The following is a 20,148-nucleotide window of genomic DNA, read 5'->3' as shown; positions in this document are numbered from 1 at the left end:
TTACAGTTTTACTACGGTTCCTTCTGCAGCTTCAATCGCTTTGGTTGCTGACTCAGAAAATGCATGAGCTTTCACTTCTAATTTAGCTTTTAACTCACCATTACCAAGAATTTTAACCAAGTCGTTTTTGCTAACTAAACCGGCTTGCATTAAAGCTTCCGGATCTATAACACTTAACTCACGTTTTTCAGCTAAAACTTGTAACATTTCAATGTTAACAGCTTTATACTCTACACGGTTAATGTTTTTAAATCCGAATTTAGGAACACGTCGCTGCAAAGGCATTTGACCGCCCTCAAAACCAAACTTACGTGAGTAACCAGAACGTGACTTAGCTCCTTTATGTCCACGAGTAGATGTGCCACCGCGACCAGAACCTTGTCCACGACCGATACGCTTTGAGGTCTTTACCGAACCCTTTGCAGGTCTTAAGTTATTTAAATTCATATTAATTTCCTCTAATTCGTTCTACCAAATTATCTTTCTACTGACACTAGGTGCAGTACTTTTTGAACCATTCCTTCAATCTGAGGTGTGGCTTCATGTTCAACGGTTTGCTGAAGCTTCTTCAAACCAAGGGCAACCAGTGTGTTTTTCTGTCTGGTCGTGGCCCCGATCTTACTCTTAACCTGAGTTACTTTTATCTTAGCCATTTGTCCTTAATTTATCCGTTAAATACTTTTTCCATTGAAACACCTCGTTGCTCAGCAATAGTTGCAGCATCACGCAATTCTGTTAGTGCTTCAATAGTTGCTTTCACCAAGTTGTGAGGATTTGAAGATCCTTTTGACTTCGCTAATACATCAGTTACACCAACGCTCTCTAATACGGCACGCATCGCACCACCAGCTTTTACTCCGGTACCATGAGATGCAGGCTTCATAAATACACTTGCACCACCGTAACGAGCTAATTGCTCATGAGGAACAGTACCATTGATAATAGGTACTTTAACTAGATTCTTTTTGGCAGCTTCAACGCCTTTAGCAATTGCTGTTGTTACTTCACCAGCTTTACCAAGACCCCAGCCAACAACGCCGTTCTCGTTTCCAACCACTACAATGGCAGAAAAACTAAAGGTTCTACCACCTTTGGTCACTTTAGTCACCCTGTTGATAGCAACCAAACGATCTTTTAATTCTAGATCGTTATTGTTTCTGATTCTTTTGTTATTTCCAGCCATCGTTTGTTAGAATTTAAGCCCTGCTTCACGAGCAGCGTCGGCTAATTGTTTAACTCTACCATGATAAAGGTATCCATTTCTATCGAACACAACTGCAGTAATACCTGCCTTTGCAGCTACTTCGGCAATACTTTTACCTACTAATGCGGCTACTTCAGACTTAGTACCATTCTGGTCAGCAATTTCTTTTAATAAAGACGATGATGCTCCTAATGTTTTACCATTAACATCATCAATTAACTGAACAGAAATCTGCTTATTGCTTCTAAATACTGACATTCTTGGACGCTCTGCGGTTCCGCTAATGTTTTTGCGAACGCGCAATTTAATTTTTCGTCTTCTCTCTATTTTCGAAAAAGCCATAATTCCTAATTTAAATTAAATTAAACTTTTGCAGATTTACCGGCCTTACGACGAATTTCTTCGCCTTTAAAACGAACTCCTTTACCTTTATAAGGTTCAGGCTTACGCATTGACCGAATCTTGGCACATACTTGACCAATTAATTGCTTATCTGCTGATTCAAGCTTAATAATCGGATTGCTTTTTCTGTCAGTAACAGCTTCAACTTTAATTTCAGCAGGTAGAAGTAATTGAATAGGGTGAGAGAAACCTAATGCTAACTCAAGTAATTGACCTTGGTTAGTAGCACGGTAACCTACACCTACTAATTCTAATTCCTTTACGTAACCTTCTGAAACTCCAATCACCATATTGTTAATCAGTGAGCGGTAAAGTCCGTGCTGTGCACGAGTTTCTTTTTCTTCGTTAGGACGAACAACTGTTATTGTTCCTTCCTCAACTTTTATTTCCATTTCAGGGTGAAAATCCTGTGTCAGTTCGCCTTTAGGGCCTTTAACTGTCACTGTATTGTCTTTAACTGTTACGTTCACTCCTGAAGGTATGCTAATCGGCGCTTTTCCTATCCTAGACATAATTCTTCTTTTTTAATAAACGTAACACAATACTTCACCTCCGATTTTCTGTACTCGGGCTTCTTTATCCGTCATTACACCTCGCGAAGTCGACACGATAGCAATACCTAGTCCGTTAAGAACTCGGGGGATGCTACGATACCCAGCATACGAACGTAAACCAGGTGTACTCACTCTTTTCAGAGCTTTGATAGCAGGAACTTTTGTGCTTGGATCGTACTTAAGTGCGATCTTCACAATTCCTTGCTTGTCATCTTCGATGAATTTGTAATTTAAGATGTACCCTTTCTCGAAAAGGATTTTGGTCATCTCTCTTTTAAGATTGGAAGCCGGAACTTCAACAACCCTATGACCCGCCATGATGGCGTTCCTGATTCGTGTCAGGAAATCTGCTATTGGATCTGTCATTTTATAAAGATTAAATTGATCCCGGCAATATTACCGGGACAATATTTAACACTCTTACCAACTTGCTTTTTTAACCCCAGGGATTAAACCAGCTGAAGCCATTTCACGGAACTGAATCCTTGAAAGGCCAAACTGTCGCATATAACCTTTCGGACGTCCGGTTATTTTGCAACGGTTGTGCATACGTACTGGAGAAGCATTTTTAGGAAGCTTTTGCAAGCCTGCATAATCACCCTCTTCCAATAGTCTAGCACGCTTTTCAGCATATTTGGCAACAAGTTTAGCCCTTTTTACTTCGCGGGCTTTCATTGATTCCTTTGCCATATAACTAGTTCTTTTTTGCGTTTTTAAATGGTAAACCAAACTCTTTCAATAGAGCGTAAGCTTCCTCATCTGTTTTTCCAGAAGTGACAAAGGTAATATTCATACCCAATATCTTTGACACATTGTCAATATTTATTTCAGGAAAAATGATTTGCTCTTCGATACCTAAGGTGTAATTTCCTTTTCCATCGAGTTTACTATTCACTCCTTTGAAGTCACGAATACGTGGCAAAGCCACACGAATCAATCGTTCTAGGAATTCATACATGTTCTCGCGGCGTAAGGTTACTCTTACACCAATTGGCATCTTTTTACGAAGCTTAAAGTTCGAAATATCTTTCTTTGAAAGCGTAGCCACGGCCTTTTGGCCAGTGATAGTCGTAAGTTCTTTAAGAGCGTTCTCAATCATTTTCTTGTCAGCAGTAGCTGAACCAAGACCTTGATTAATAACGATCTTTTCTAACTTAGGAACCTGCATGATTGATTTGAAACCAAACTCTTTCATTAAGTTTGGTACAATCTGCTCCGAATACTGTTTTCTTAAACTAGGTGTATAACTCATTACTTGATTTCCTCCCCTGATTTTTTTGAAACACGAACCAGTTTTCCTTCTTCATTCAACTTACGACCAATACGAGTTGGTTTTCCTGTTGAAGGATCTTTCACATTCAAATTTGAAATATGAATAGGAGCCTCTTTCTTGACTATACCTCCTTGCGGACTTTCAGCATTAGGCTTAGTGTGCTTACTCACTAAGTTAACACCCTCAACAATAGCGCGGGATTTGTTAGGAAATACCTCAAGTACTTTCCCTTCCTGGCCTTTGTTGACACCGGCGTTAACAATAACGATGTCGCCTTTTTTAATATGCAATTTACCCATTGTTCTAATCTCTTTGATGATTAAAGTACTTCAGGCGCCAGTGATACGATTTTCATATATCCCTCTCTTACCTCACGGGCAACAGGTCCGAAAATACGAGTTCCTCTCATTTCTCCGGCAGCATTCAGTAAAACGCAAGCGTTTTCATCAAAGCGGATGTAGGAACCATCTTGACGTCTAACTTCTTTTTTTGTGCGCACTACTACGGCCTTGGTAACGGTTCCTTTTTTCAATTCCCCGCCAGGCGTGGCGCTTTTTACAGTTACCACGATACGATCGCCCACTCCGGCATAACGTTTCCGTGTTCCACCAAGAACACGGATACATAATACTTCTTTGGCTCCACTGTTATCAGCAACTGCAAGTCTAGATTCTTGTTGTATCATGATTACTTAGCTCTTTCTAGAATTTCAACTAATCTCCAACGTTTCGTCTTGCTCAAAGGACGTGTTTCCATGATTTTCACGGTGTCCCCAGTATTGCAGGTGTTGTCTTCATCGTGCGCGTGAAATTTCTTTGTCTTTTTCACAAACTTACCGTAGATGGGGTGCTTTTCGCGGATCTCTACAGATACGACGATAGACTTATCCATCTTGTTACTAGCTACAATACCTGTACGCTCTTTTCTAAGATTTCTATCCATCTGTTAATTATTTTTCAGTTAGTTGCTTTTGACTTAAAATAGTCTTCAAGCGCGCAATATTTCTACGAGAATGTCTAATCTGCATTGGGTTTTCCAATGGCGATGTTGTGTGATTTAACTCCAACTGTTGCAATGCAGCAGTTTCAGTTTCAATACGCTCAACAATTTCGCTTACACTTAATTCTTTGATTTCTTCTACTTTCATGTCATTAAGCATTTGTCGATTCAACATAATCTCTTCTCACAACGAATTTTGTAGTTACAGGAAGCTTTTGTGCTGCTAGGCGCAATGCTTCTTTAGCTACTTCGTAAGGTACTCCTTCACATTCTAAAATGATGCGTCCTGGAGTAACAGGGGCCACAAATCCCTCTGGACTACCTTTACCTTTACCCATACGTACTTCCGCAGGCTTTTTGGTAATTGGTTTGTCGGGGAATATTCTAATCCAGATCTGTCCTTGACGCTGCATGTAGCGTGTTACCGCAACCCTGGCAGCCTCAATCTGACGACCTGTAATCCATTTGCTCTGTAAGGCTTTTATACCGAAAGATCCGAAAGCTAGTTCCTGCCCACGTTGAGCGTCACCTTTCATCCGGCCTTTCTGCCTTCTTCTAAATTTTACTTTCTTTGGTTGTAACATCGTTCCTAATCAATTATTGTGAAAGGAGAATTACTTCTTATTATTTCTTCTTCTCGGACCTCTACCGCCTCCACGGTTTCCACCACCTTTTTCCTTGGTGTTGAAGGCTGGAGATAAATCTGGCTTACCATAAATTTCTCCCTTACAGATCCAAACTTTGATACCGGTGATACCCATCTTAGTTAGGGCTTCCACCTGTGCATAATCAATGTTCGCACGTAATGTATGTAAAGGTGTACGACCTTCTTTGTACATTTCGCTACGAGCCATTTCAGCACCGTTCAAACGTCCAGAAATCTGAATTTTGATTCCTTCAGCTCCCATTCGCATAGTAGAAGCGATAGCCATTTTAATAGCACGACGATAAGCAATACGTCCTTCCACTTGACGAGCGATGTTGTTTGCTACGATAATAGCATCCAACTCTGGTCTCTTTACTTCAAAGATGTTAATTTGAACCTCTTTGTCAGTAATTTTCTTAAGCTCCTCTTTTAGTTTATCTACTTCAGAACCTCCCTTACCAATAATGATACCAGGACGTGCAGTGAAAACGGTAATTGTTACCAATTTCAAAGTACGTTCGATAATGATACGTGAGATACTTGCTTTAGCTAAACGTGCATTGAGGTACTTTCTGATTTTGGAGTCTTCTAATAGCTTATCGCCATAGTTTTTTCCTCCATACCAGTTAGAATCCCATCCTTTGATGATCCCTAACCTGTTACTAATTGGATTAACTTTTTGTCCCATCTAGCTATTAGTTTTCTTGTGTTTCACTTGATACTACTTTGCTTGCAACGCGTAACGTTACGTGGTTAGAACGCTTTCTGATACGGTGAGCACGACCTTGAGGGGCCGGACGCAAACGTTTCAAAATACGGCCTGAATCAACCGCGATCTCACTCACATAAAGGTTAGCGTCTTCGATGCGAACACCTTCGTTCTTTTCTTTCCAATTAGCTATAGCAGAAAGCAACAGTTTCTCAACCCTTCTGGAAGCTTCTTTTGATGAAAATTTCAGCATATCCAGAGCTAGGTTTACCTCTTTACCTCGGATCATGTCGGCAACAAGACGCATTTTCCTAGGTGAAGTCGGTACATTGCAAAGCCTTGCGAAGTAATCGGTCTTCTTGGCTTCCTTTATTTTTTCAGCTCTTATTCTTTTTCTTGCACCCATTTTTTACTGTTTAAAGAATTTAAATATTGGCAGGCCAATTACTTTTTCTTATTACCACCATGACCGCGATATGTACGGGTTGGGGCAAATTCGCCTAATTTGTGTCCTACCATATTCTCAGTAACATAAACCGGGATAAACTTATTACCGTTGTGCACAGCAATTGTGTGACCTACAAATTCCGGAGAAATCATAGAAGCACGCGCCCAAGTTTTTATAACTGTTTTCTTACCTGACTCGTTCTGTGTAAGAACTTTCTTTTCCAGTTTAAAGTCGATAAATGGGCCTTTTTTTAATGATCTGCTCATAATTCGTTTAAATTAACCGGTTATTTTTTTCTTCTTTCAATGATGTATTGATTAGAAGCCTTCTTAGGATGACGGGTTTTGAAACCTTTCGCCAATACCCCTGTACGAGATCTTGGGTGTCCTCCTGATGAACGGCCTTCACCACCACCCATTGGGTGATCGACTGGGTTCATTGCTACACCACGTACGCGTGGACGGCGACCCAACCAACGGCTACGACCAGCTTTACCTGAACGTTCTAGCGCATGATCAGAGTTACCAACCGCACCTAAAGTAGCACGACAAGTTACCAATACCATTCTGGTTTCACCCGAAGGCAATTTAACAACCGCGTATTTTCCCTCACGAGCAGCCAATTGTGCAAAAGTACCAGCACTACGTGCCATTGTACCTCCTTGACCCGGACGCAATTCGATGTTGTGAATAATGGAACCTAAAGGAATCTCGCTTAAAGGCAAGCTGTTACCGATCTCAGGAGCAACCCCTGATCCTGAAGCAATTGCTTGACCTACCTGCAACCCATTAGGTGCAAGAATGTACCTTTTTTCTCCATCAGCGTAAGCAAGTAAAGCAATACGAGCACTCCTGTTAGGGTCGTACTGAATTGACTCAACTGTTGCATTAACACCGTCTTTATTACGCTTAAAGTCGATTACCCTGTATCTCCTCTTGTGACCACCACCGATATTTCTAACGGTCATTTTACCAGTGTTATTTCTACCACCAGACTTTTTTAATGGCCTCAATAAGGACTTTTCTGGTGTCGCTGATGTAATCGTATCAAACGCACCAATAATTTTGTGTCTCTGCCCCGGTGTTGTGGGCTTTAGTTTTCTTACTGCCATTTTTATTAGATATTGCTATAAAAATCAATAGTATCTCCTTCGGCTAGTGTTACCACTGCTTTTTTGAAGGAATTTGTTCTACCAACAATAACTCCACTCTTAGTATAACGCGATTTTGATTTACCGGCGTATACCATTGTATTGACAGACTCTACACTTACGTTGTATAACTCTTCTACAGCGTCTTTGATTTGAAGCTTATTAGCTCCTTTATCAACTACGAATGCAAAGCGATTCAACTTTTCGCTTAGTTCTGTCATTTTTTCAGTTACAATCGGTTTAATAATAACTTTCATGACGAGCCTCCTTATGCGTTAAACAGTTTACCGAATTCTTCTACTGAACTTTCTACTAACACCAAGTTTTTAGCTTTCATGATGTCAAATGTATTTAGTTCATCTAGTGTCACTACCTCTGCACGCTGAATATTGCGAGCTGAACGGTAGATATTGTCGTTAGCTTCTTTTAACACGAGCAATGAACGCTGACCGTTTAGCTTTAGGTTTGTAACCATAGCTGCAAAGTCTTTTGTTTTAGGAGCTTCTAAGTTGAAGTCTTCTAATACAGTGATCATTTGTGTTTGTGCTTTATAAGCTAACGCAGATTTACGAGCTAACTGTTTAAGTTTTTTATTCAACTTAAAACGGTAGTTACGCGGACGAGGACCGAATGCACGACCTCCACCTACGAAAACAGGAGACTTAATGCTACCAGCACGTGCTGTACCAGTACCTTTTTGTTTCTTGATCTTACGAGTACTACCTACTATCTCTGCACGTTCCTTAGACTTATGAGTCCCTTGACGATTATTAGCCAAGTATTGTTTTACATCCAAGTAAATGGCATGGTCGCTGGGCTCAATTCCGAACACCGTCTCAGGTAATGTTACCTTTCTTCCGGTTTCTTTTCCTTCAATTGTTAATACGTTCAGTTCCATTACTTTTCAATAATTAGATATGAGCCTTTTGCTCCTGGTACAGATCCTTTAATTAAAATAAGGTTGTTCTCAGGAATTACTTTAATCACTTTAAGGTTTTCGACCTTAACATTTTCGCCACCCATTCGACCTGCCATGCGCATTCCTTTAAAAACCCTTGCTGGGTAGGATGCAGCACCAATAGATCCAGGAGCGCGTAAGCGGTTGTGCTGACCGTGGGTTGCATCACCCACACCTCTAAAGTTGTAACGTTTTACGACACCTTGAAAACCTTTACCTTTTGAGATGCCTGTAACATCAACAAACGAGTTTTCTTCAAAAAGCTTAACGTCAACCTCTTCACCTAGCTTCAATTCGTTCTCGAATTCGTGGAATTCGACAACTTTACGCTTTGGTGTTGAACCAGCCTTTTTAAAGTGACCGGCTTCTGGTTGTGTCGTGCTTTTCTCTCTTTTGTCATCAAACGCCAACTGTACAGCCTCGTAACCGTCAGTTTCCACAGTTTTAACCTGGGTAACTACGCAAGGGCCTGCTTCGATAACAGTGCATGGAACATTTTTCCCATCGGCACTGAAAACGGAAGTCATTCCGATTTTTTTTCCAATTAGTCCTGGCATTGTTTAAACATTTAAGATTATCACACTTTAATTTCTACTTCTACACCACTTGGCAATTCAAGCTTCATCAAAGCATCGATCGTTTTAGCTGTTGAGCTATAGATATCGATCAAACGCTTGTAAGATGATAATTGAAACTGCTCACGTGATTTCTTGTTCACAAATGTGGAGCGCAACACAGTGAAGATACGCTTGTGAGTAGGAAGCGGAATAGGACCGCTTACTACTGCACCAGTGCTCTTAACTGTCTTTACAATCTTCTCAGCTGATTTGTCAACCAAGTTGTGATCGTAAGATTTAAGTTTTATTCTAATTTTCTGACTCATAGTGGAGAACACTAATTGTTATAATAATTCTACTTTTCCTTTTGCTTCTTTTACTACTTCAATAGCAATCTGACGAGGTACGCTAGCGTACTCTAAGAATTCCATTGATGATGTAGCACGTCCTGATGAAATAGTACGTAAAGAGGTTACATAACCAAACATCTCAGCCAATGGCACCTTAGCTTTTACTACACGAGCACCAGCTTTTGATTCCATACCTTCTACTTGACCACGACGCTTGTTGAAGTCACCAATAATATCACCCATGTACTCTTCAGGAGTAACAACTTCAACACGCATGATAGGCTCCAATAATTGAGGCTTAGCTTGAGCTGATGCTGATTTAAATCCTTGACGGGCACAAATTTCAAATGATAACTGGTCTGAATCGACTGCGTGGAAAGAACCATCAAAAACAGTTACTTTCAAGCTTTCAACTTCGGCACCGGCCAGTACACCATTGATCATGGCTTCTTTAAATCCTTTTTCAATTGAAGGGATAAATTCTTTAGGAATGTTACCACCTTTAATGATGCTTTCGAATTGAAGACCTGTTTTACCTTCATCAGCAGGACCCATACGGAACTGGATATCGGCAAATTTACCACGACCACCAGACTGCTTCTTGAATACTTCGCGAAGTTCTACTTCTTTAGTAATCGTTTCTTTGTAAGTTACCTGTGGTTGACCTTGGTTACATTCTACTTTAAACTCACGCTTTAAACGGTCGATCAATACTTCAAGGTGAAGCTCTCCCATCCCTGAGATTACTGTTTGACCTGTATCTTCGTTAGTTTGTACGCGGAATGTTGGATCTTCTTCAGATAATTTACCAAGTGCAGTACCTAGTTTATCCATATCTTTTTGAGACAATGGCTCAACCGCAACACCAATTACTGGCTCTGGGAAATCCATTGATTCAAGAACGATAGGGTGTTTCTCGTCACAAAGAGTATCTCCAGTACGAATATCTTTAAAACCAACACCGGCACAAATATCCCCAGCACCAATTACCTCACGAGGCAACTGCTTGTTCGATTTCATCTGATATAGACGTGAAATACGTTCTTTTTTATCAGTACGAGTATTTAGTACGTATGAACCAGCTTCGATTTTACCAGAGTAAACACGCATAAATGCTAAACGACCAACAAATGGGTCAGTTGCAATTTTAAATGCTAATGCTGACAATGGCTCATCTTCGTCCATCTTGTAACTTACAGGCTCATCAGTTTTTGGGTTAGTACCCTCAATTTCGCCAATATCACTAGGTGATGGCAAGTACTGAATAACAGCATCTAACAAGCGCTGAACACCTTTATTTTTAAAGGCTGATCCACACATCATTGGAGTAATTGTCTGAGCAATAGTAGCCTTACGAATCACCTCTAACATCTGATCACGAGTGATTGAATCAGGATCTTCAAAATACTTCTCCATCAATTCATCATCGTGCTCAGCTACAGCTTCTACTAATTTACCTCTCCACTCTTCAGCTTCAGCTTTCAAGTTTTCTGGTATCTCTTGTAGTTCGTAACGTGAACCCATTTGCTCATCATCGTACCAAACAACGGCTTTATTTTCGATCAAGTCGATAACACCTTCGAATGTTTCTTCAGCTCCAATTGGAATTTGAAGAGGTACTGGATTAGCTCCTAACATTTCACGAACCTGACGTACTACTTCGAAAAAGTTAGCACCTGAACGGTCCATTTTGTTAACGAAACCAATACGTGGTACGTTATATTTATTAGCCTGACGCCAAACTGTTTCAGACTGAGGCTCAACACCACCTACCGCACAAAATAATGCAACTGCACCATCTAAGATACGTAAAGAGCGCTCTACCTCAACTGTAAAGTCAACGTGACCCGGAGTATCAATAATGTTTACTTTATTTTCAACACCTTCGTAAATCCAGTTGGTTGTAACAGCAGCAGAAGTAATGGTAATACCACGCTCTTGCTCTTGCTCCATCCAGTCCATTGTAGCCGCACCATCGTGCACCTCACCAATTTTGTGAGTGATACCAGTGTAAAACAAGATACGCTCGGTAGTCGTTGTTTTACCAGCATCGATATGGGCCATAATGCCAATATTTCTGGTCTTTTTAAGATCTGCCTTTCCCATGACAATAATTTCTTAACTAATTATATTAAAATCTGAAGTGAGCAAATGCACGGTTGGCTTCAGCCATCTTATGCATATCTTCTTTCTTTTTAAAGGCAGCGCCTTCTAAATTGTATGCAGCAACAATTTCAGCAGATAATTTCTCTGCCATTGATTTTCCGCTACGCTTGCGCGAGAACAAAATCAAGTGTTTCATGCCGATAGATACTTTTCGGGATGGACGAATTTCAGTTGGAACCTGAAAAGTAGCGCCACCAACACGACGGCTTTTAACCTCCACCGATGGAGTAATGTTTTCAAGTGCTTTTTTGAAAATTTCCAATACAGGCTTTCCTTCTTTTTCTGCTTTATCAGCAATACGATCCATAGCATCGTAAAAGATTTTGAAAGCGATTGATTTCTTACCGTCCAACATCATGTTATTCACAAATTGTGTAACAGTTGTATCGTTGAACTTTGGATCCGGAAGGAGGATCCTCTTTTTTGGTTTACTTTTTCTCATCTTCTCTTTTTGTTTACTTTGTTATTCTCTCTTGGCTGTTTTAACTAGTCTTCAATGTGTTTACATTTACTCATCCAGTGTATTAACCAAGTAAACAACGCACTTCACAATGTCTTAAATTACTTTTTAGCAGCCTTTGGTCGCTTAGTACCATATTTTGAACGGCGCTGCGTACGACCGTCTACTCCTGATGCATCTAATGCTCCACGCACTAGGTGATAACGAACACCTGGTAGATCTTTTACACGACCACCACGTACTAATACGATTGAGTGCTCTTGTAAGTTGTGACCTTCTCCTGGAATGTAAGCATTAACCTCTTTACCATTGGTTAAACGCACCCTTGCTACCTTTCTCATGGCTGAGTTAGGCTTCTTTGGTGTAGTTGTGTACACCCTTACACACACTCCTCGTCTCTGAGGACATGCATCTAAAGCACGTGACTTACTTTTTTCCACCTGCTTTGTTCGTCCTTTTCTAACTAACTGATGAATTGTTGGCATAAAATTTAAATATATTGTATTAAACAATTTCGTTTTTAAACGGAGCGCAAAGGTACACTAATACCTTGTAAAACCCCACTGATTTTCAGCCTTTTTGACAATTTTAGACAAAAAAGCGCTGCAAAAGTACTAATTTACAATGGAAAACGTGCATTCTAAATGCTATTTTTTTTGAAAAAATTCTATTTTTCTCTCTAGTAGACAAATTGTTAGTCCACCCATATGTTCCATTGTAATGACGAAAGACTGAACAGCAAAACCGTCATTGTATAACTAAATTCGTGCCACAAGTAAGTACGACCCTACATTGTTTTTAAATATTTTATTTCATCTGTATATATTTATTTTTGGTCCCAGATGGAACTACAAAATAAATTCAACAATTACTCTGTGTACAGCTTTATTAATTGAATTTACACGTTCATTTTAAGGGTTTAATTTTTAAAAAAATTACTAAACGAGACTCGGCAGCTTCTCATTCTCCAGCATGAGAAGCCATTCTTATGGTTCGTTTTAATCAGACTCAAAACATTTAATGACTATTGTAAACACATTAAGACATGTTGACTGTTATAAAACTGACACGAAACAAATACACTGCAAGGAAATCATAGGAAAATAAGATTGGTAAAACCCCTATATCACTATAAAACTGATAGTTTAGAACATCAAGTATGAAAAGTCGATTTTGCAATTGTTGTTCTAATTATTAGGTCCTATCCTTTTTTATGCTTTATCTTTGCGCCGATAAATAAAAGATTAATGGCTCTCGTCAACCGTGAGCCTTTGTTGTTTTCAACTAAAGGCAGCTAATACCGGGATGATGAGTTATTAAAAATTTAAATTATTAAGCAGGTCACACAATTAATTAATGTTCTTAACAACGCATGTGACCTGCAATAATAAAACAAATAGAATTATGAAAGCATTTGTATTTCCGGGTCAGGGTGCCCAGTACGTTGGAATGGGTAAAGACTTGTATGAGAACTCACCTATGGCAAAGGAACTATTTGAAAAAGCGAATGACATATTAGGATTTCGCATTACAGACTTAATGTTTGACGGTACTGATGAAGACCTAAAGCAAACAAAAGTTACACAACCAGCTATCTTTTTACATTCGGTAATATTAGCAAAAACATTGGGCGACACATTTCAGCCAGAAATGACAGCAGGACACTCATTGGGCGAATTCTCTGCTTTAGTGTCTGCGGGTGCTATGAATTTTGAAGATGGTTTAAAACTAGTTTCTCAGCGCGCCTTAGCAATGCAAAAAGCCTGCGAGGTTGAGCCATCAACAATGGCTGCTATCGTTGGACTTGAAGACGCTATTGTAGAAGAAGTTTGCGAAAGCATTGAAGAAGTTGTAGTTGCTGCGAACTATAATTGCCCTGGCCAATTGGTTATTTCTGGTTCAATTGCTGGAGTAGACAAGGCATGTGAGGTATTAACAGAAAAAGGTGCTAAACGCGCTATCAAACTTCCTGTTGGAGGAGCCTTCCACTCACCATTAATGGAGCCTGCACGTACTGAACTAGCAGCTGCAATAGAAGCAACTGAGTTTAACGCGCCTATCTGCCCTGTTTACCAAAACGTGAACGCACAAGCGGTTACCGATCCTGCAACTATTAAAGGAAACCTAGTTGCACAATTAACTGCTCCTGTTCGTTGGACACAAACACTACAGAATATGATTAACGATGGTGTATCATCTTTTACTGAAGTTGGGCCGGGTAAAGTATTACAAGGCTTGGTAAAGAAAGTTGATCGTAAAATGGAAACTGCAGGTTATAGCACTTTCCAAGGCTAGAAAAAGACTATTAGATATTAATCTAATAGATTAAAGATAAAAAATAAAGGGCAAGCAGTAAGCTTGCCCTTTATTTTTATTAATCATCTAAAGTACTCAAATCTCCTTCATCTTCGCCCAACGCTCGTGCTTTTAATACACGACGCATAATTTTCCCACTACGTGTTTTAGGTAAAGCATCGGCAAATATCACTTCTTCAGGACGGGCTATTGGCCCCATCACCTTGGATACATGATCAAGCAAGAGCTTTGCCAACTCTTTACTACCCTCTTTGCCAGATTTTAAAATAACATAAACATGTATGCCGCTTCCTTTTAGTTCGTGCGGTAAAGCAATAGCTGCCGCCTCTGCAACATCGGGATGACTCACAGCTGCACTTTCAATTTCGGCTGTTCCCAAACGATAGCCACTTACCTTTATCACATCATCACTACGACCTATAATCCAATAATATCCATCTTCATCCTTTCGTGCAGAATCACCCGCATGATAATATTTTTGATCCTCAAACTTCGACCAATAGGTTTCATGATAACGTTCATCATCATCCATGATGGTACGCGCCATGCCTGGCCAGGGATTTTTAATAACCAAGGCTCCCACTTCATTAACGCCAACATCTTTTCCGGATTCATCAACCACTCCCACTTCATGACCGAAAAAAGGCTTAGTAGCAGAGCCAGGCTTTAAAGGTGTAACTGGCAAAGGAGTAATAACAAAGCCGCCAGTTTCAGTTTGCCACCAGGTATCCATAATTGGGCATTTTTTATCGCCCACAACCTCGTGATACCAACGCCATGCCTCTGGATTGATAGGCTCGCCCACAGAACCAAGCAACCTGAGCGAACTTAAATCGTGCCGGTTAACCCATGATTCGCCATAACGCATTAAACCACGAATGGCTGTTGGTGAGGTATATAGCACTGTAATTCCATATTTATCAACCATACGCCACCAGCGATCAGGGTAAGGATGATTAGGAGCCCCCTCGTACATAAAGATTGTGGATCCATTAATTAAAGGACCGTAGACCATATAACTATGTCCCGTAATCCAGCCTGGATCGGCCGCACACCACCAACGATCCTCAGGCTTAATGTCAAATACCATGCGATGAGTAGCAGAGGTGTAAACACTATAGCCGCCGTGTGTGTGCACCAAACCCTTTGGCTTACCAGTGGATCCTGAAGTATATAAAAGGAATAGCATATCTTCTGCATCCATCTGTTCGGTGTCGCACTTATGACTGGCTATGGGTAATGCTTTCAAATCGTGATACCAATAATCACGGTCATTCTCCATATACACTTCTTCGCCAGTGCGTTTTACCGTGATGCACACTTCCATGGTTGGCGATAATTCCATTGCTTTGTTCACAATATCCTTTAGCTTAGTCGCTTTCCCCCGGCGATAACCTCCATCGGCAGTGATCACCACCCGACTATTGGCTGCATTAATCCGCTCGGCTAATGCCTCGTGACTAAAACCGCCATACACGACACTATGGGCAGCACCAATTTTAGCACAGGCTAACATAGCAAATATTTGCTCCGGAATTTGAGGCATGTATATGGTCACAATATCCCCCTTATGCACTCCCATTGCTTTAAGGATATTGGCAAATTCGGCCACTTCGCGATTTAATGCATGGTAGGAGTAGGTCTTTAAATCTCCAGGCTCGCCCTCCCAAATAAGTGCTAACTTATTTCTGGTAGCCGTTTTAAGATGTCGATCAATGGCATTGTGAATGATATTGGTTTTAGCACCCACAAACCATTTATAGAATGGGTGCTGACTATCATCCAAAACCTTATTCCAGGGCTTATACCACTCCAACAGTGCAGCTTCTTTAGCCCAGAACTCTTCTCTGTTTTCAATTGAATCTTGGTACAATTCGTCGTATGATTGAATGGTTGCATACGCCTTTACTTCGTGCGAGGGATGCACAAAACCTTTTGAATCCATCATAAAATTATCAGTTTATCTCTTGGTTAACAATGTGATTGTCATCAAGGTATAAATAGATAATTTCATAATCAACATTTAAGACTGATTTGTCTTTAATAATAAAAAAAGGCCGTAACAAATACGGCCTCATTCAATATAGTTGGTCTTTCCAATTTAATCATTAACGACAATGGCTGCTTTTTGCTGTTTGCCATCCATCAGTATAGTCAATGGCTCATTAAATTCTACGTGGCGGAAATACACTGTTTCACGCACTAGCGTTTGTTCTTTCAGCATATCCAGATTAACAAACTGCTCCTCGCCATTATTATGCACACTAAAATACCCCACATTCATGGAAGTGACATTATGGAAGAAGTGAGAACCCAAGGATGCATCCAAAGGAAAATCTGGCAAGCCCATCTCCACAATAACACGTGCATGGGATATTTGCGACCAGAACACTGGAATGCCCGTAAAGCGATCGCGGGTACCCCAACGACCAGGGCCAACCAGCACATATTCCTTACCCTGCTCCTCAAAGTACTTATTGATTTCAGCCATTTCGGCTCCCATCTCAGCTGTTTTAGTACGATCAAACACATCAATGTTCATGTACACCACGTCTTTGATGTGATTTAAGCGCCCATTACCCATGCCTTTAATAGACTGCAGAATCATTTTACTCTTATCCACCTCATCAAAATCGATGTTGACATTGTTCTCAACCCTGATTAATGGTTTTATCTGAAGAAGATGTAAAGTTGGCAGATTACGGCGTCCCGGTTCTAAGTCTACAGCAAACTCAATCTCCACTGGTGCACCCATGGCTTCTTTAAAAAAGCGAAGCAACATATCAAGCGTTCGCGACAGTGGAATGTAATCGTATTTTAAAATATTGGAATAGTTGATCACACGAGGGCCACGTTTTGAAAAATCATTGACCATGCGATCATAACTATAATCATACACCGTGGCACAATGCTTAAGGTTACCATCTTCCTCGGCCTCTTTAATATTTAGCTTGACGATGGCGGCATCTTCGCCTCCTGTTTCCAAACAATAGTCCTCTTTCTCCAGATCCAAGGCATAAAAGTGCGTTTGCGAATCTTTAATCTGATCCTGAATAGAATTCAGTTCCAGCTTTGGGTGCTTGGGACAAAAGCGGTAGGCCTTTTCGCCACCAACCACATACTTACCTAAACCAACACCCAATACTGCAAAACCATCTTCGGGTTTCATGTAAGAAAAAGGATAATAATTGTATGATTGAGCCACACCACTGATGTGAGGATAGAAACGATCGCCCACTTTACCACCCACTACTTCCTGGATGATGACGGCCATTTTCTCCTCTTCAATTTTGTAATTAACAGCATCGAAATAGGCCTTGGCAGGATCACTAAACATGGATGCATAAACCAACTTGACCGCCGTACACAATTGCTTAAATCGTTCATTTATATCTGGATGATTATTCGGCACCATGTAGGTGGCATAAACACCAGCAAAAGGTTGCAAGAGGCTATCTTCAAACAAACCAGACGATCGAATGGCCAAGGGCTGATCCATCACCTCAACATATTGCATGAGCTTCTCATTCACCTCATCGCTTAAATCCGATTTCAGGAATAACTCTTTAATCTCGTCGTACTTCTTCTCAACAAAAGCGAGGGTATATAAATTATTCTTCTCAATGAAATGCGTGAACTCACCAGCGCCAATGATGGTTGTGGCAGGAATGCGAATATTAATATCATCAACAATGCGATCGAAACTAATATTCTCGATAAAATTACTCAAGAAAGCCACACCTCGCCCTTTACCACCAAATGAACCTTCGCCAATGCGAACAATGTAACGGCTACTTTTTACTTTTTCTTTATCGAACATGACCACCTTACCACGTAAACGTTTCAAGCGAACATCTTCAAACACATCGAGTATGGCCTGGCGTAGCTTTGTAAAGCTATCAAAATCCTCAATACGATATGGGCGCAATTGCTTAGCGATGGTTATTTCGCCACGAGCCATTAACCAGGTTGAAATACCATTTCGTCGGGCATGATACAAAAGCGACTCGGGCGATACATCTTGAATGCACTCCAAAAACTCTTTCATATTACGGGCTACTGCCACCTTGGCACCACGGCTATTTTTAAATACAAAATTACCAAAGCCCAGTTTCTGATGGATGAAATTATAAATATCGAGACTTAGGCTATCGGAGTTTTTATCGATAAAATCGGAATTAACAGCCTCTGCCCTTAAGGCATTAGCAGGATCCGATGACTGCAGTAATGTGGGGATGATGGTTTTTGACTTCACATATTTAATCAACTCAACCCCCGCATCCACATCGTCAACCCCATTGCGAGCATATTGCACATCGGATATAACACAAATTAAATTATCCAGGTACTCGTCGACAATTTCAACGGCATCTTCATAGTTACTTACCAGCAAAATTTTCGGACGCACACGCATCTTCATTATTTTGTGTAACTGATCGCTCGACTCTTCCTCCAGTATCGCCTGGGTTTGTCGCATGATAATTGAATACAACAAGGGCAAGTAGCGGGTATAGTATTTTTGCGAATCCTCAACCAGGAGAATAACGCGTACATCGCCCACCTTTACATCGTTGGCCACATTCATTTTATCCTCAACATATTTAATCATGGCCAAAAACACGCGTGAGTCGCCATTCCACACAAACACCCGATCGATATGCTCAATGTTACCACTGGCTTCGTCGAAAAATTTCAGATCGGCATTGTTATTAACCATCAAAAGAATTGGCACATTGGGCTGCACCTCTTTTAAACGGGCACTCATTTGTAGGGGCAATTGCTTATCGAGCCCAGCCATAAGGATGATCATATCGAAATCACGCTCAGCCATTAACTCTTCGGCTTCGGCACAGGTAGCAACACTGGTAATACGCGGCGCGGTAAAAAGATTTAGCTGCAGATATTCGCCAAAAATCTTATCAAAAAAGCGTCCCTCACGCACAATACTGTAAGCATCGTAGTGGTTGGCAATAAGCAATACTTCTTTCACCTTAAAAGCCATCAGCTCCTGAAAGATATCACGATCGGAACGTTTGCGGTTATATAAATTGGAGAGTGCTAACTCGTCGATATTATTATTCATTGGGCAGATAATAGACAATTAGAAATTAGACTAACAGACTTGTTAAACAAAGAAGAGCAAAATAAGTTAAAAATGTTGGGATGAGAAGAAAAGAGGGATGATTTTGGTCAGCTAACAATACATTGTAAGATCAGGCTAAAAGGATGGCTACACAATCCACCTCAACACAATCGTCACACGTATTTTTCAGGCTGATTGTTATTTCGTACTTTTACACTAGAATGAGTAAGAGAAAATTATATAAAATCCTATTTAAATTATCCCTTGGGATAGTCATGTTTGTGGGATTATTTTCGACTTCTGGCTTTGCATACCGCAATTTATCATATTTGACTAATTCAACACAAACAGAACTTGTTGCTGGCACTGATAAGATACAAGGTTTTATTTCGTATCGAAAAACTGCACAAGAACGAAATAATTTACAGTTCCTCAGTACATTTCAAGAGTTCATTTGTCAAGTCAAAATATTTAGTCAAGATTTGACAACATTGCTTAATAGTAGAGACAAACTACAAGTCCAACCAATTGAACAGATCATCACACAGTATATTACCTACTTTTCGTTGCCTTTAGAGTATTACATGACCACAACATTAGGATAAGGTTCATTCTATTTCCTACAATAAGTTCACGTATTTGTTACGATGAACTATTTCGCATGTAATATCAAACAAAATACAATGACATTTCTTAAAAAGGCATTAAAGATTGTCGCTTTAGCAATTCTTATATTCTGACTAACGTAAAATTTAAGTCCTGTAAATCAGCTTGATGCAAAGTTGAGTTCATCAGGGTTAAATCCATATTTGTCAATCTGTTTTTGTATTCTTTTGGCAATGCCAAGCTTTCTTTTCTGATCTAAATATAAGT

At 40.2% G+C, this 20,148-nt stretch carries 27 protein-coding genes; 1 reads left to right on the top strand and 26 read right to left on the bottom strand.

Annotated elements, in window-relative coordinates; all coding sequences use genetic code 11:
• From rplO to rpsL, 24 genes are all read right to left on the bottom strand, one after another.
• Positions 1 to 447 carry a 50S ribosomal protein L15 gene (rplO, locus tag FNN09_RS16690; protein WP_143303622.1) on the bottom strand — a complete coding sequence of 149 codons (447 nt, stop codon included), beginning with the start codon at positions 445 to 447 and terminating at the stop codon, positions 1 to 3.
• Between the two features lie 29 nt (positions 448 to 476).
• Positions 477 to 653: a 50S ribosomal protein L30 gene (gene rpmD / locus FNN09_RS16685; protein ID WP_143303621.1), complete on the bottom strand. Its 177-nt coding sequence runs from the start codon at positions 651 to 653 to the stop codon at positions 477 to 479.
• A gap of 11 nt (positions 654 to 664) precedes the next feature.
• A complete protein-coding gene (rpsE, locus tag FNN09_RS16680) occupies positions 665 to 1,183 on the bottom strand; it encodes a 30S ribosomal protein S5 (protein ID WP_143303620.1) in 519 nt (172 codons plus the stop codon).
• Between the two features lie 6 nt (positions 1,184 to 1,189).
• Positions 1,190 to 1,546 (bottom strand): 50S ribosomal protein L18, encoded by a 357-nt coding sequence (gene rplR, locus FNN09_RS16675; RefSeq protein WP_143303619.1) that lies wholly within the window; start codon positions 1,544 to 1,546, stop codon positions 1,190 to 1,192.
• A 20-nt stretch (positions 1,547 to 1,566) separates the two neighbouring features.
• Positions 1,567 to 2,118, bottom strand: coding sequence for a 50S ribosomal protein L6 (gene rplF / locus FNN09_RS16670; RefSeq protein WP_143303618.1), 552 nt, complete (start codon positions 2,116 to 2,118; stop codon positions 1,567 to 1,569).
• Positions 2,119 to 2,130: 12 nt separating this feature from the next.
• Positions 2,131 to 2,526, bottom strand: a complete 396-nt coding sequence (gene rpsH, locus FNN09_RS16665) for a 30S ribosomal protein S8 (RefSeq protein ID WP_143303617.1) — start codon at positions 2,524 to 2,526, stop codon at positions 2,131 to 2,133.
• A 54-nt stretch (positions 2,527 to 2,580) separates the two neighbouring features.
• On the bottom strand, positions 2,581 to 2,850 hold the full coding sequence (gene rpsN / locus FNN09_RS16660; protein ID WP_143303616.1) for a 30S ribosomal protein S14: 270 nt from the start codon (positions 2,848 to 2,850) through the stop codon (positions 2,581 to 2,583).
• A 4-nt stretch (positions 2,851 to 2,854) separates the two neighbouring features.
• Entirely contained in the window at positions 2,855 to 3,412 is a 558-nt protein-coding gene (gene rplE, locus FNN09_RS16655) for a 50S ribosomal protein L5 (protein ID WP_143303615.1), read from the bottom strand.
• Positions 3,412 to 3,723: a 50S ribosomal protein L24 gene (rplX, locus tag FNN09_RS16650; RefSeq protein ID WP_185969051.1), complete on the bottom strand. Its 312-nt coding sequence runs from the start codon at positions 3,721 to 3,723 to the stop codon at positions 3,412 to 3,414. Before rplX ends, rplE begins: the two co-directional genes overlap by 1 nt.
• Positions 3,724 to 3,752: 29 nt before the next feature.
• Positions 3,753 to 4,118 (bottom strand): 50S ribosomal protein L14, encoded by a 366-nt coding sequence (rplN, locus tag FNN09_RS16645; protein ID WP_143303613.1) that lies wholly within the window; start codon positions 4,116 to 4,118, stop codon positions 3,753 to 3,755.
• Between the two features lie 2 nt (positions 4,119 to 4,120).
• Positions 4,121 to 4,375, bottom strand: a complete 255-nt coding sequence (gene rpsQ, locus FNN09_RS16640; RefSeq protein ID WP_143303612.1) for a 30S ribosomal protein S17 — start codon at positions 4,373 to 4,375, stop codon at positions 4,121 to 4,123.
• Between the two features lie 7 nt (positions 4,376 to 4,382).
• Positions 4,383 to 4,580 carry a 50S ribosomal protein L29 gene (rpmC, locus tag FNN09_RS16635; protein ID WP_143303611.1) on the bottom strand — a complete coding sequence of 66 codons (198 nt, stop codon included), beginning with the start codon at positions 4,578 to 4,580 and terminating at the stop codon, positions 4,383 to 4,385.
• Positions 4,581 to 4,584: 4 nt separating this feature from the next.
• A complete protein-coding gene (gene rplP, locus FNN09_RS16630; protein WP_143303610.1) occupies positions 4,585 to 5,016 on the bottom strand; it encodes a 50S ribosomal protein L16 in 432 nt (143 codons plus the stop codon).
• Between the two features lie 30 nt (positions 5,017 to 5,046).
• Positions 5,047 to 5,766: a 30S ribosomal protein S3 gene (rpsC, locus tag FNN09_RS16625; RefSeq protein ID WP_143303609.1), complete on the bottom strand. Its 720-nt coding sequence runs from the start codon at positions 5,764 to 5,766 to the stop codon at positions 5,047 to 5,049.
• 7 nt (positions 5,767 to 5,773) lie between these two features.
• Positions 5,774 to 6,193: a 50S ribosomal protein L22 gene (gene rplV, locus FNN09_RS16620; RefSeq protein ID WP_143303608.1), complete on the bottom strand. Its 420-nt coding sequence runs from the start codon at positions 6,191 to 6,193 to the stop codon at positions 5,774 to 5,776.
• Between the two features lie 38 nt (positions 6,194 to 6,231).
• Positions 6,232 to 6,501 carry a 30S ribosomal protein S19 gene (gene rpsS, locus FNN09_RS16615; protein ID WP_143303607.1) on the bottom strand — a complete coding sequence of 90 codons (270 nt, stop codon included), beginning with the start codon at positions 6,499 to 6,501 and terminating at the stop codon, positions 6,232 to 6,234.
• Positions 6,502 to 6,521: 20 nt separating this feature from the next.
• On the bottom strand, positions 6,522 to 7,346 hold the full coding sequence (gene rplB / locus FNN09_RS16610; RefSeq protein ID WP_143303606.1) for a 50S ribosomal protein L2: 825 nt from the start codon (positions 7,344 to 7,346) through the stop codon (positions 6,522 to 6,524).
• A 5-nt stretch (positions 7,347 to 7,351) separates the two neighbouring features.
• Complete coding sequence (gene rplW, locus FNN09_RS16605) at positions 7,352 to 7,642, bottom strand: 50S ribosomal protein L23 (RefSeq protein WP_143303605.1); 291 nt, start codon at positions 7,640 to 7,642, stop codon at positions 7,352 to 7,354.
• Between the two features lie 11 nt (positions 7,643 to 7,653).
• Positions 7,654 to 8,283: a 50S ribosomal protein L4 gene (gene rplD / locus FNN09_RS16600; RefSeq protein WP_143303604.1), complete on the bottom strand. Its 630-nt coding sequence runs from the start codon at positions 8,281 to 8,283 to the stop codon at positions 7,654 to 7,656.
• The gene (rplC, locus tag FNN09_RS16595) at positions 8,283 to 8,900 is read right to left on the bottom strand and encodes a 50S ribosomal protein L3 (RefSeq protein ID WP_143303603.1); all 618 of its coding nucleotides are present in this window, start codon (positions 8,898 to 8,900) and stop codon (positions 8,283 to 8,285) included. Before rplC ends, rplD begins: the two co-directional genes overlap by 1 nt.
• 20 nt (positions 8,901 to 8,920) lie before the next feature.
• Positions 8,921 to 9,226 (bottom strand): 30S ribosomal protein S10, encoded by a 306-nt coding sequence (gene rpsJ / locus FNN09_RS16590; protein WP_130642659.1) that lies wholly within the window; start codon positions 9,224 to 9,226, stop codon positions 8,921 to 8,923.
• Positions 9,227 to 9,244: 18 nt separating this feature from the next.
• The gene (fusA, locus tag FNN09_RS16585; protein WP_143303602.1) at positions 9,245 to 11,356 is read right to left on the bottom strand and encodes an elongation factor G; all 2,112 of its coding nucleotides are present in this window, start codon (positions 11,354 to 11,356) and stop codon (positions 9,245 to 9,247) included.
• Positions 11,357 to 11,381: 25 nt separating this feature from the next.
• Complete coding sequence (gene rpsG, locus FNN09_RS16580) at positions 11,382 to 11,858, bottom strand: 30S ribosomal protein S7 (protein ID WP_143303601.1); 477 nt, start codon at positions 11,856 to 11,858, stop codon at positions 11,382 to 11,384.
• A gap of 119 nt (positions 11,859 to 11,977) precedes the next feature.
• Positions 11,978 to 12,361, bottom strand: coding sequence for a 30S ribosomal protein S12 (rpsL, locus tag FNN09_RS16575; RefSeq protein ID WP_143303600.1), 384 nt, complete (start codon positions 12,359 to 12,361; stop codon positions 11,978 to 11,980).
• Between the two features lie 919 nt (positions 12,362 to 13,280).
• Between rpsL and fabD the strand changes: the two genes are divergently transcribed.
• Positions 13,281 to 14,171, top strand: a complete 891-nt coding sequence (fabD, locus tag FNN09_RS16570) for an ACP S-malonyltransferase (protein ID WP_143303598.1) — start codon at positions 13,281 to 13,283, stop codon at positions 14,169 to 14,171.
• A 79-nt stretch (positions 14,172 to 14,250) separates the two neighbouring features.
• On the opposite strand, the gene acs is transcribed toward fabD, so the two are convergent.
• Both acs and FNN09_RS16560 read right to left on the bottom strand, forming a co-directional pair.
• Positions 14,251 to 16,140, bottom strand: coding sequence for an acetate--CoA ligase (gene acs / locus FNN09_RS16565; protein WP_143303596.1), 1,890 nt, complete (start codon positions 16,138 to 16,140; stop codon positions 14,251 to 14,253).
• A gap of 153 nt (positions 16,141 to 16,293) precedes the next feature.
• Positions 16,294 to 19,275 (bottom strand): PEP/pyruvate-binding domain-containing protein, encoded by a 2,982-nt coding sequence (locus FNN09_RS16560; protein ID WP_143303594.1) that lies wholly within the window; start codon positions 19,273 to 19,275, stop codon positions 16,294 to 16,296.
• Between the last annotated feature and the right edge of the window lie 873 nt (positions 19,276 to 20,148).

Source organism: Carboxylicivirga sp. M1479 (assembly GCF_007097485.1).
Taxonomy (GTDB): Bacteria; Bacteroidota; Bacteroidia; order Bacteroidales; family Marinilabiliaceae; genus Carboxylicivirga.
The sequence above is the reverse complement of the archived record's forward strand: the minus strand, read 5'-3'. Positions and strand labels throughout refer to the sequence as shown.